Below are 12,651 nucleotides of genomic sequence, written 5' to 3'. Positions count from 1 at the left end.
CCACAGCTCCGCCCCTTCAGCTTGGAGACGTCCACCATGCTCGTCGAGAAGGATACGGAAAACCCTCACGTTGCTCGCATCGGCCATCGTGAGCTCAAACTCAATGCGTTGCTCATCGATCTGGCGTCGCAGCTCGTCCATCTCCGCATGCAGCGACTCAGCCGTCTCAGCAGTCTTGGCTGCCTCCGCGATCGATCCCTCTAGCTCGGCAATCTTAGCGTCATGCTCGGCGAGAAAGGCCTCGTAGTCCATACCCGTTCTCGCAGTAGCCGCACCGTCGCTGTCCTTGTCGACCGTCGGCGGCTCCTGCGCCGTCACACCTCCCGTGCGCTCCTGTTCCTGTGAACCAGCCTCATCGCCGGCCATGCCGATCGACCTTTCTGCGACATGCCAACACAGTAAAATCGGCAACTACGAAACAGTGCCAGAGTGTGTGTTCGTCACAATGAGAGGCGATCATGACGCTGCGACCCCACCAGGATAGTCGGGTGTACCGATGGATAATTCATCTCTATGTCAAGAACCCCATCGCGCAACTTCTTCATACGCGATAGAATTGCGGAGAATGTATGAAGGGAGAGGAGGTGCGCCATGGCAACCGGTGATCAGATTAAAGCCCTCATCAAGGCACATTACGATCAGGACAACGATCGCTTCAAGACAGCCGCGCTGCGCATAGCCGCCTCAGAGACCCGCTCGGGACACACTACCCTAGGCCGAGAGATCACCGCGATGGTAGATGCCTCCTCCCGCACCAAGGGCAACATAATTAACTTGGCGAACAAGGACAACCTGTTTTTAGTCTCGTTTCCCGAGACGCGTCTAAGCGACCTAATCGTTTCTCCCGAGATCACCGAGAAGATCAATCGCGTCCTCACTGAGTACCGTCAGAGGAAGAAGCTCGCGTCCTTCGGCCTCAGCTGCCGCCGCAGGCTCCTGCTCGAGGGTGAGCCGGGCACCGGAAAGACGATGACCGCCTCGGTTATCGCGGCGGAGCTCGTCCTGCCACTCTTCATCGTGCAGACCGACAAGCTCATAACGAAGTACCTTGGTGAGACGAGCACGAGGCTGCGCCAGATTTTCGAGACGATTGCCAAAAACAGAGCCGTCTACCTATTTGACGAGTTCGATGCCATCGGTGCGGACCGTAGCAGGGACAACGAGGTCGGTGAGATGCGCCGCATCCTCAACTCGTTCCTGCAGTTCATTGAGGCGGACGCCTCCGAAAGCATCATCGTCGCAGCAACGAACAATCGGCAAATGCTCGACCAAGCGCTCTTCCGGCGCTTTGACGATGTCTTGCATTACGAGCTTCCCACCGTGAATGAGGTCCAGCGTCTCGTTGCCAACCGAACGGGTGCCTACGACCCGGAGTTCTCCATTGGCGAAGGCACCGCCGCCGAGCTGTCCCAGCTCTGCCAGGCAGACATTACGCGCCTGTGCGAGGACGCGGTGAAGGAATCCCTGCTAACCGGCTCTTCGCTGAGCGACGAGATCTTCCAGCGCCTCTGCGCTGACAGATTGTCCGTCTACTTCAGCGAAAAGAGGGCCGGCTAAAGCATGCAGCGACCGAACTTCATTCTCACGAACACCCGTACAACCACCCGGTACAAATCTCCCCAGCGGGGCGGCAGAAGCGGCTCGGACGCATACCCAAGAGATCGCGTACGTCATGCAGCCAAGTTGCTCGACCACCTTTCCTCCGCTTATCAGGCCGAGCGCGTATTGCGCAAGGAGGGAGCAGTTACAAGGTCGGGTACATATCTGGATTTCCGGGGACCGTCAGATGGCGAACTGGCAGCGCTCAGCCTGGAGGATCAGAGGCAAGACGTGCGCCTTCTCAATGTTAGACAAGAGGGCAACTCTTTCGCGGCAACGGTCTACGTCCCGGCAAAGAAGAGCGACTTCTACGGCAAGAAAATCAGGAGCTATGCAGATAGCTCAAAGGATAGAGAGGACACCGGTTCCCCCTCGAACAACAAGCTGATTACGAGCGTAGAAGACATTCGCCTTGCCGACAGGGCGGCTTCATTCTGGACGGGCAACCCGGAAAGCATGCCTGGCGAAACGAAGCAATGGACCGAAGTCTGGCTTCGATACGACAAGGAGAAGCCCAGCGCCACCGTCAATCAGTTTATGAACTTGCTGGATAGGCTTTCAATCAAGTACCGTACCGAGCAAGTTATATTCCCCTCGCGCATTGTTCTGCTTGCTTGGGTAAATTCTTCTGACCTTGAAACGATAATTCGAAGCTCGGATTCTGTGGCGGAGTTCTGCGAAGCCTTGGAAGCAACCGGATATCTTGAACGTGCGGATGCTAAGGAGCAGGGGCTCTGGGTCCGAAACATTCAATCAAGAACAAGCATTCATTTCGGCAAGTCGATAGTGTGCATACTTGATTCGGGGGTTAATAGTGGGCACCCTCTGCTGGAGGCTGCATTTGAGGGGAATACGGTCGATTCCGTAGACCCATCTTGGGGGCTCGCCGACAACAAGGGTCATGGCACAGGTGTTGCGGGCATCGCATTGTATGGGGACTTAAGCAGTAAGGTAGTCTCAACTGAACCGATAGCCATCACTCATAGGCTGGAATCGGTGAAGATCTACGAATCCCAGCGCCCAAACGACCCCGAACTGTATGCGGCAATCGCCCAGCAGGGCTTCGATATTGCCACAAGCAGAAGCTACGAAGAGAATCGCATCTTCTGCTCGGCGGTCACCGCGAACGAAGCTGACGCCTCGAACGGCAAGCCAACATCATGGTCTGCAGCGGTAGATGCCGCCATTTCACATCCAGACAATCCTGATGAGGAGCACGAACTATTCTTGGTCTCGGCAGGAAACGTGAACCCCTCGCTTTTAACCGATGCGGGCTATCCGTACGCCAATATGATTTCACCCGTACGCACTCCTGGGCAGGCGTGGAATGCACTGACCGTCGGTGCATACAGTGAAAATGCGTTCATCACTGATATCTCGATGCAGTCCCAAAGGTACGAACCAGTTGCTGAGCACGGTGGTCTCTCTCCGTTCAGCTCCACCTCAATGCAATGGGACCGCCCATCTTTGGTAAAGCCGGAGATTATGCTTGATGGAGGAAACGCCGCCAAAGATGATAGTGGTCACATATGGAGCATAGAGGATCTTTCTCCGCTATCCACAGGAGCAGACGTAGCCGGACATCCGCTGCAATACTTCAATGCCACGAGCGCTGCAGTCGCGAAAGCGGCTTGGATGGCAGCCGAAATAGAGAACGCGTACCCTGCCCTCTGGCCGGAAACTATCCGCGCCCTCCTCGTACACTCTGCTCGATGGTCCGAAGCGATGATCAACATGTTTTGCCCGACCGGCTCAGAACGAGACAGGCAATCCACGGGGCGCCGTGAACTGCTCCACACTTGCGGATATGGCATACCCCAGCTCGACAGGGCAATTGAATGCACTAACAACAGCGTGAATCTCATCATTCAGGATGAAATGACTCCGTATGAGTGCGTTGTAAACAACGGACGCAAGAAATATTGCATGAAAGATATGCATCTTCATCACCTTCCCTGGCCCAGCGATCTTTTGCGCGAACTCGGTGACACGAAAGCACGCTTGAGGGTCACGCTTTCGTATTACATTGAGCCAAGTCCTGGCATGCGCGGGTGGAAGGACAGATATCGTTACGCCTCTCACGGGTTAAGGTTTGATGTCAATAACCCTGGAGAAACCGTCGACGATTTTGCTCGCAGGGTTAACGTCAACATGCGAGGCGAAGATGAGGGAATGAGTGTGAGCGGGTCGAAAGGCTGGTTCCTTGGGCAGAACAACAGAAGAATCGGCTCAATCTTTTCCGACTTCAAGGACGGGACTGCACTCGACTTCAGTGACATTGAAAACGTTGCTGTGTTCCCCGTCATAGGCTGGTGGCGTGAACGTCATTCAGAGAATCGCTTTGATTCCAAAGCGCGCTACTCGCTGGTTGTCAGTATTGAAACACCGAGCGTAGATGTCGACCTATATAGTGCCATAGCGCAAAAGATTGATACTGCAGCTCCTATTGCAATCAACATACCGGCAGGCACACATTAGGTGATGCTGTACACAGTCTATTAAAAACGCCTCATAAAGGAAGCGACTCCCATGCAACCCCACCGCGTAGCCATGGCCGACCTCGAAGACCGCCCCGAGTGCGTCCACCGCGCCTACCTCGACCCCAACGAAGAGTGGAACGGCTGGGCGCGCCCATATTTCGAGCGCGCCGAGGTCGAGCGCATGGCTGCATGGCTGCCCGAGTTCGACGATTCGCTTGTCTACGACGAGAAGCCAGACGCCTTCCGCACCACCTACGATCCCGACCTCGCCGAAACCTTCCCCGGCACGGACATCGACGGACGGCACCTGTACCCCATAGGAGCCGGCTCATGGACGTGGGTCATAGTTGACGAGAGCGGCGAGGAAACCACCGCAGACGCATCGGCAGACGCGGTCACCAAAGCCGACGAGCACGCCCTCGCCTAGCCAACCACCTCAGCAAGGCGCGCGGCGTCCAACTCCCGTCCGCCCACATAGGCGTCGAACACCGCCTCTGCCGGCAGCGCGTACAGCTCCACCTCGTTCGAGAACGGCGGCTCCTCGGCAGCGATCACGCCGGGAAAGCGCGCGCGCCCCAGATGCTCAACGGCGTCACCGCACGACGGCACGAGAAACGCGTTCACCACCCTGGAGAACCCGTGCGCGAGCACAAAGTCGCGGTACGCGGCCTGATACAGGAACTGCTTGGTCACCGACTCCACGCCCGGCACGCCGCCAACACGCTCGCCCAGCAGCGGCGTGTAGTACTTGGCGTCGAGGATGGCGAACGTCCCGCCCCCGGCGGCGGCGCGCCCGCCGGCACCTCGCACCGTCACGATGTCCGGGATCAGCGTCGCAACCTCGCCGCACGCCCGCTCCTCGCCGGCGCCTAATGCAGCCCACTCCGGTCTCGGGATGACATCGATAAGCCGCTTTTCCGCCATCCCCGCGAACGGCGGAGTCAGCTCAATCCCCAGCTCCCCCAGTCGAACGGCCAGCACGTCACCGAACGCGACCTTGCACGCCGTCTCCCACACGTGATGGAAGCTTGACGTCCCCAGGCACAGAGGCGCGTCCGACGTCGCAGACATGCCCCCGTCGCGCACATAGCGCACGAGGAGGTCGATTACGTCCTGCTTCCACGTGACGAACTGCACCGCCCGCTCGCGCTCCAGCCGGTACGCCACGAAGTCGGCGTCCCCAAAGTCCGCCACGGAGGAATCGCTCAGCCACACCTCGTCGAGCGCCAGCAGCTGAGCCAGCCCGCTCTCCTGCATGAAGCGCGAGCACTCCGTAAGCACCGCGCGGTGCAGTCGCGTTACGAAGTCAGAGGCGTCGGCGTCAGTCTCCACGGTCTTGTAGTCAAAGTAGATGGGACGCCCATCCCGCACGAAGGGAAGGTTCGCCGCGATGGTGCGCTCCCAGCTGATGTTGCCCGACCCGTTGTCCGCAATGGTGCGCATGTAGTTAGAGTAGACGCCATACTCGTCATACATCTCGAGCAGCGAGAGCATGAGCGCCAGGCGGTCGTTCGCCCCCATGCCCTCCTCAGTCGCGGCGGCAATGCTGGCGTAGCTTCCACCGCTCTTGCGAAGCATCCTGAACACCTGACTCATAGCTGCGCACGTGGCGTCATCGGGGCGCTTCGGGTCAATCTCGGGCAGATACTTCGGGTACACGACAATGCAGACGCTCTCCACTAGGGCAAGGCCCACGTAGACGAACTGATAGGTCCCGCGCGGCGCGCTCTCTCCAAGCGGATCGTACTCTTTCGGCTCGTCACCCGTCCTCAACCGAAGCACGCCGTGCGCGCACAGAAGGGCGATGTAGCGGTCAGCGTCATCCAGCCCGATGCCGAGCATCCGCGCGAGACTCACTGGCGAGTGGAACGAACGCTCGCGAATGTAGACCGTACGCATGGCGCTACTCCGCACCGTCGGCAACCGGCTCCTCCGCAGCGCCCGCAACCTCGCCAGACTCAAGCAACTCAGCATCGCTCACATTGGCCGGCGAGAAGGACGGCAACTCGCGCATACCCCTGAACGCAAGCTCTCCAAAACTCTCGAAGTCCTCGCAAACATCCGAGTACGTCGCACGGCCTTCGTGAGAGAACACCTTCGAAGCCTTGGTTTTGGCGGCATCCTCGAAGAGGTAGAGCAGCACCTTGTCCTTGAAAACCTGAGTGAAGCCGTCGGGATCAGCGAGCCTCGCGGGCGAGATGAAGAACGGCCCGAGCAGCTTGTCCTCGTTCACGCCCGCATTGAGCAGCACCAGGTTGATGCCACGCCTCAAAGCGTCCCAGCTCACCATGCGCGCGGGCGTCCCGACCGGCACGGCGTAGCCGGCGATCTTGTCCGAGCCCTTGTCTATGCCAATGTAGCGGAAGTCCCAGCGACGCTTGAAAGCGGTGTCCATCGGGAAGACGCCCTGATCCGCGCTGTTCATGGTTGCCCAGATGAACATGTTGGGCGGCAGCGACAGCCGCTCCGCCTCGTCCCTGAGACGCAGCTGCTCGGAGAGTAACCGCTCCGGGTCTTGGATATACGCAGTCGTGGCGTACTCCGGTAGGAACACGCGCAGGTACTCGCGCATCTCGCGCGGCGCAGCAATCTCGTACTCGCTGCGACCGTCGGAGTCGCGGTCAAGCAGCTGGAACACGTCACCGAACGCGGCCGCCGGGTTCGCGCGATTGATCTCCTCAACGACAAGCAAGTAGTTCGTGCCGGGGTTCTGCACCGCAGCGATGTATGTCTCCAGGAACGGCCCAGGAACGAAACCGTAGCTGATCTCGCTCTGGGTGCTCTCGGTTCCATCTTCATCGGTCACCGTGCGCATCGTCGTGACCGGCTTGTAGCAGCCCACGAACTGAGCGTAGGTGTAGTCGGGGTGGAAGGTGACGCGCCTGACGTTCCTCTTGTCGAAATACTTCTCCGCCTGCCGTGCGAGCCGGTACGACTTGCCCGTGCCAGGAGCCCCGAAGAAGATGAGGTTGCGAGGCTCGGGGACACTTGCGCTCAAAACAGGCTCGACATGGGAGATGCCTCGCTCTTCTGGCCTAGCATCAACTAGCCTCTGCAACGCAGCGAGCGGGTCATCTCCAGCCTGATACTGAACGTCCTGAGAGGACTCAAGGTAGTCAACGATTACCCTACGCATAGCGCTGGCAACATTGTGCTCGAAGCGAGCGCGCCCCTCAAATACGTCTGAATAGTATTTCAGCGCTGCCGGCACACCTCCGGCAGCAATATCCATTCCCTTGCGACATATGGCAAGAATCGCGGCAAGGCGCTCGTCGAAATCGAACGCCATCGCCGCAGAGAACTGACCGGGGTTATCTTTATTTGCAGTGGCGAACACAAATCGCGTAGGCCTGAGAACAAACGTGTCGGAGCTGGAATCGGCCACCGTAACGCTGATTGCGTCAATCCAGTACGCCTTGTCAGAAAGGCCTTTTTCATCCAGTTCAGACGCCTTGCCAACCTGGCTTACATCGGGCAGGAGAAACAGGACGGCAAATAGATTTCCGATATTCGGCCTTACTCCAGAACTATCCTGAACATTGATTCTGACCTTTCCGCCAACCTCTCGAACGGGATAACGCTCATCGATGCAAATCGTTCGACTGGTCCCTCGTATCAGCACCTCAAAGCTGATGGAGTGGTCCACGATATCGCGAGCCCGCACCCGTGAGCCGTCCGCAGCGAATCCTACGCCCGCAAGCTCGAATTGCCCGGCCCCACTCGTCGTCCTTCCGCGAACGCTGAGAGCACTTTGATCAAGCGCATCATCGTCTATCGGATAGCTGAGGTTCCACATTTCTCGGAAGGACATCGCACTCACCACTCTTAACTACTCGCGTAATCCCTTATGCATCCAGCAACGTACTCTGCAAGTTTAACCGGGACAGCATTGCCTATTGCCTGCTCGATGTCAGTCTTAGACCCAGTGAAGACAAAAGACTCCGGAAACGTCTGCAGATAGCTTCGCTCCTTGTACGTCAGAGCCCTTACGCCATCGGAAATATCCGCCTTGTCGGCAGGATGTCTCTTGTACGAAGGCGGGATGGGCCTGTTTGTACCACGGACAGTAACTGCCGGCTCATCTATCGAGAATACTCCACGGCGATTGAAGTTACGTGGATGAAGATAGTAGTACTGGGTTCCCAGGCTATCACCAAGGTAATCCCTCACCGTCATCTGCTTTTTTGCAAGCCGCGAATCGAGAAGCTCTCCGAGGAAGTCATCCTGATCGCCAAGGTGTCCGATAAGGAAAAAGCGCCTACGGATCTGCGGGACACCACAGAGACTCGCATTCAAGACGCGCTTAGTCAGCCCGTACCCTGCATCTTTGAATATGGCGAGCGCCTCGGGTAGAACATCCATGCGCTCGATGTTGTAAACGTTCTCCATCACGAACCACTCGGGCTTGATCTCGGCGATTATTTTCGCGTATCGAACAGTAAGATTAGCCCGCTCGCCCCTGTTTCGTGCACCTGCTATAGAGAAATCCTGGCAGGGCGGACCACCGATGATGATATCCGGCTTGTACCCAGCGATATTATCGAGCGTTTCATCCTTGTAGAGATCCGCCTCGAATATAGGGTGATCAAAGTTCTCCCGATAGATGTTGACGGCAGCTTCCCATCGGTCGTAGGCAGCGACGATATCAAAGCCGGCGTTTTGGAACCCCAGGGAGAGCCCGCCGCATCCAGCAAACAAATCAACGCATCTCATGCGGGGCACCTCCCAGGTATTTGATAATCGCGCGCGCGACATACTCAGCCATCTTTACGGGCACGGCGTTGCCGACCATCTGATTGACGTCGGTCTTCGAGCCAAAGAATTCGAAGCTTTCGGGGAACGTTTGAAGAAGGCTTCGTTCTTTTGGAGTCAGACAGCGCGCCTCGCTCAATGGCGCAGCGTCATTCGGATGCAGCTTGTAGTTGGGAGGAATCGGCCTATCGACACCCCGAACGGTCATAGCGGGCTCATCTATGCTGAAGATTGCCCGACGATCGTAGCTGCGAGGAATACGGAAGTAATATTCGGTTCCCAGGCTGTCACCAAGGTAGTCGCGAATTGTCATCTGGCGGCCAGAAAGCCCCTCGTCGAGAGCCGCACCCAGAAAGTCATCCTCAGCCCCAAGGCACCCAACCAGGATGAACCGCTTTCTTGCCTGCGGAACGCCGCAGCGGCTTGCATCAAGTACGCGCCCAGTGAGGCCATAGCCGCACTCTTTCAGAATGCCGCGAATCTGATTCATCGCCTTGCTCATGCGTACGCGAGGAACGTTCTCCATAACGATGATGCGAGGCAGACACTGTGCAATAATCTCGCCATACCTGACCGTTAGGACAGCCCTGCCCCCATCCTCGGAACGCTTTCCGGCCTGCGAGAAATCCTGGCAAGGTGGTCCACCGATAATGGCATCCGGTTCTAGGGAGGCAATTTCCCTCACAACCGACTCCTCGCTCAGGTCTCTCTGATAAACGGGATGAGAGAAGTTCTTGCGATACACCTCGACAGCTGGTGTCCAGTTGTCGAATGCGGCAAGCACCTCGAACCCAGCGTTCTCGAAGCCGAGGGACATGCCACCGCAGCCAGAGAAGAGGTCCACAGCAGTGATGCTTTTGCTCTGTACCTGATTCGCAGACACGCGCCGACCTGCCCTTTCTGCCCGATGCTGTTGCACCGTTCGTTATGATGCCTTTCCTTGTAAGTAGAAAATTTTACCATGCACCATACATGGTTCGTGTATCTTCAATCCGCTAACTCGCCATCTTCCACATCAACAGGAGATCATCGGATAGCAATCAACACTTGATTCAGAGGAAAGAAGTACGTGTGATATCGACGAATGCGGACGCTCGAGACGAAAGAGTTTAAGAAGAGCAGGGCAACCATTCCTGCAGCAAAGACTCGTTACGCTCGGGAACGCCGCCTCAACGTAGCAATTCATACACGTCATTAGAGATATGCAGTTTCAGACCTTCACACGTTACCAAGCTCTCTCGGTAGTCACTGTGCTATGTTACCCGGATGTTCTTTTCAATCAGGAGCTATCCTCACCTATCATTTGTGTAAGGCAAAAGGCTCAAAATCGGAAATGGATTTGAAAGGAAGAAATTCGCCATCCTTTGAGTAACTCGATTCGTCACTTCCCTTAAGAACAATTCCGATTACCTCGTGTCGAGTGTTAAAGACAGGCCCGCCGCTCATTCCCTTGATGAACGCCCTATCGACAACAACGTTTCCATTACCGTAACGACTGGGGAGCACCGAAGCCTGCACACAGTGCGAAGGCGCATTGCCACCTGCGTATCCCGAGGCGTATATTGTCTCGCCTGCCTGAGGCATGTATCTTGGATTAACCGACTGTATGCCCAAATCACCGTAATCCGCGTCAAGCCGCGCAAACGCAAAGTCAAAACCAGAATATTTCGTAAATCTAGACGCTTCTATAGAAAAGCTCTCGCCAAACGCCGTTCGGATATCAATTGAAACAGCGTCTCCATTCTTATCGATACATTCTTTGGGCAGGCCATGACTGCACGTTATCAAAATGCCCTGGATTATCACTCCACTTGAGTCCGCTCCGACTACATCGTCCTTCTCTTTGGAATCAAACACGTACGAAAGCTGAACCGCCGATTTCTCAAAAGTTAGGTACGGCACACGTTCATGCGTAGCTTGATGAAAGAGAGTCCACAACTTTGCCATCGGCTCAGTAGGGTGTCCATTTACCCCCACAACCATTGAGAAATAGTCCAGACGTCCACGGATGTGCCTCGCAAAAGTTATCTCATCACACAACTCGTCTCCGTCACATAGCTTTGGCTTGTAGCAATGGTTTTTCTTGTTGCCAAAGTATGCAGTGGCCGCCGCAGGATAGCCCACCTTTGACCATCTATGGAATAGAGCCCTGAACTCCCTGTATTGGCTTCTCCGTATATTGCACTTTTGATTAACTATTATGCCATTGACTATCTGCCGACTCCCGCGGTTTGCAACATGGACTTTCCGCTCATTAATTTCAAATCCATTAGCCTCAATTGTGTCTGTAATAAAGTGGTTGATGCCATCAACAGCATTCTTCCCCTGATCTACCATCTTTCGAGCTGAGTACGCGCTCGTACTGGAGAAGACAAGATCGTCGGCATATCTTGTGTATGTAAGACCGTTATTTGCTGCAAAGTTTAATAGTGCTCGATCCATCTTGAAGCATATCATGTTGCTTATTACAGGAGAAGTCGGCGCGCCCTGGGGCAAAGACCCTTCGTAGCAGACTAGGTTGGTTAGTGAGTGTGCAACCTCTTTCGGAAAATCCATTGTCTTGAAGAAAAGGCCGTAAACGCGCGAAGCCGAAATCGAGGGAAAGAAATCCTTGAGGTCAATTGTGAGAACCGTCCTTTTCCTCGCATGCCGCAATGCATTCAAGGCCACATTACGCTTACAGACAAAGCCATAAACGCAGTCGGGTGGACGATAGAACTCCGACAAACCCTTGGCAATTGCTCGTTGCACCCTTCTTAAATTCGCCATAGGCGAGGAGATACGCCTGTAGCCCTCTCCGTTCTTTTTTGGGACAAGCCACTCAGTATAGCGTTTGATCCCGACTGCATACGCAAGCATTCTAAGTTCATCCCATGAAACACCGCAGTATTCGGCAAGTTCCGTGGTTGTAGAAATGCGGATAAAGCTTGTATCGTGAGAAGCCACGGCGAAACTCCTTCCGGACGACTCAGGCGACAATGAAACTAAGAAATCAGGACATTGCCAAACTGCCCGCAATGAGAAACAGTTCTTTTGCGAATGCGAAGTCACATTCAAAGATCGAGCTTCGCCGTGACCTGGAGACAGTTTATCACTGCGTATCTGGAAGATGCTCCTCCAGCGCAAAGGGATTCATGTCCCCCATCGAACGATGTCACGTCTCACTTTTAACCACCTTTAGCGATGGCTAGATCTTCAAGCGGCGCACACTGCGCGCGACATTCCCGATAGAAGTTATATTCCTTAACAAATTCCTGTTGAACGTCGGAGTTATTACCTCGACGCACATCACCCGAGCTCCCCATTCTGCGGCTTGCCAATCGTCTAAAGCGACCTTGGTCTTACCCGCTCAACAAAGTGTATCCCAAGCTGCTCGAGTTCGCACGGTGCGCAGTCGGGCTCGGTACCGGGGTGGTGGTGAAACTCAACCGCGTGCTCGTCCGAGTCGATGCGTCCGTTCCCGGCATGCCGTCCAATCCGTTTTCTCCGAACGGTGCGGTATGTTTCCATCACAGTTGCCTCATGAAAGGAGCTATGTATGAGCGTCAAGGATAGCGCAACCCCAAACAAATCGGTCGTTTGTGTGAGCGCCACCGTCGAAGATTACGTTGAGCCCGACATAGCCGAATTCTCGATCCGGTCCCAGTGGCACGGACAGAACCGGAGTAAGTGCACAAGGCGATAAGCCGAAGATACCAAATGTGCGCGAGAGGCTTTTGAAGCCGTTTGGGCTCGAGGACGAACTGAAGGTTTCTGACTATTCGTCGTATGCAACCGCTCCCGGCAAGGGCGCGCCATAACCGGATACGAATACAGGGTC

9 protein-coding genes are annotated in these 12,651 nt (G+C 55.7%); 3 read left to right on the top strand and 6 right to left on the bottom strand.

Going from position 1 to position 12,651, the window contains the following annotated elements:
- Positions 1 to 366 (bottom strand): hypothetical protein (locus tag AC1VS5_RS04555; RefSeq protein ID WP_481217838.1); only part of this gene is annotated, 366 nt, incomplete at its 3' end.
- A gap of 225 nt (positions 367 to 591) precedes the next feature.
- On the opposite strand from AC1VS5_RS04555, the gene AC1VS5_RS04550 reads away from it, so the two are divergent.
- The 3 genes from AC1VS5_RS04550 to AC1VS5_RS04540 all read left to right on the top strand — a co-directional run bounded on the left by AC1VS5_RS04550 (position 592) and on the right by AC1VS5_RS04540 (position 4,506).
- Positions 592 to 1,557, top strand: coding sequence for an AAA family ATPase (locus tag AC1VS5_RS04550; protein WP_476380622.1), 966 nt, complete (start codon positions 592 to 594; stop codon positions 1,555 to 1,557).
- A 126-nt stretch (positions 1,558 to 1,683) separates the two neighbouring features.
- Complete coding sequence (locus tag AC1VS5_RS04545) at positions 1,684 to 4,077, top strand: S8 family peptidase (protein ID WP_481217837.1); 2,394 nt, start codon at positions 1,684 to 1,686, stop codon at positions 4,075 to 4,077.
- Between the two features lie 51 nt (positions 4,078 to 4,128).
- The gene (locus tag AC1VS5_RS04540; RefSeq protein WP_481217836.1) at positions 4,129 to 4,506 is read left to right on the top strand and encodes a hypothetical protein; all 378 of its coding nucleotides are present in this window, start codon (positions 4,129 to 4,131) and stop codon (positions 4,504 to 4,506) included.
- Here AC1VS5_RS04540 and AC1VS5_RS04535 read toward each other — a convergent pair.
- The 5 genes from AC1VS5_RS04535 to AC1VS5_RS04515 form a co-directional block, all read right to left on the bottom strand.
- Positions 4,503 to 5,978, bottom strand: a complete 1,476-nt coding sequence (locus tag AC1VS5_RS04535) for an LlaJI family restriction endonuclease (RefSeq protein ID WP_481217835.1) — start codon at positions 5,976 to 5,978, stop codon at positions 4,503 to 4,505. The genes AC1VS5_RS04540 and AC1VS5_RS04535 overlap by 4 nt on opposite strands.
- A gap of 4 nt (positions 5,979 to 5,982) precedes the next feature.
- A complete protein-coding gene (locus tag AC1VS5_RS04530) occupies positions 5,983 to 7,890 on the bottom strand; it encodes an McrB family protein (RefSeq protein WP_481217834.1) in 1,908 nt (635 codons plus the stop codon).
- A 14-nt stretch (positions 7,891 to 7,904) separates the two neighbouring features.
- Positions 7,905 to 8,792, bottom strand: a complete 888-nt coding sequence (locus AC1VS5_RS04525; RefSeq protein ID WP_087314184.1) for a DNA cytosine methyltransferase — start codon at positions 8,790 to 8,792, stop codon at positions 7,905 to 7,907.
- Complete coding sequence (locus AC1VS5_RS04520) at positions 8,779 to 9,675, bottom strand: DNA cytosine methyltransferase (protein ID WP_481217841.1); 897 nt, start codon at positions 9,673 to 9,675, stop codon at positions 8,779 to 8,781. The genes AC1VS5_RS04525 and AC1VS5_RS04520 overlap by 14 nt, the downstream gene beginning before the upstream one ends.
- Before the next feature lie 455 nt (positions 9,676 to 10,130).
- Positions 10,131 to 11,777 (bottom strand): reverse transcriptase domain-containing protein, encoded by a 1,647-nt coding sequence (locus AC1VS5_RS04515; protein ID WP_481217833.1) that lies wholly within the window; start codon positions 11,775 to 11,777, stop codon positions 10,131 to 10,133.
- Positions 11,778 to 12,651: the final 874 nt, after the last annotated feature.

It is taken from the genome of Enorma sp., assembly GCF_982429025.1.
This window is presented reverse-complemented; position numbering and strand designations above follow the sequence as displayed.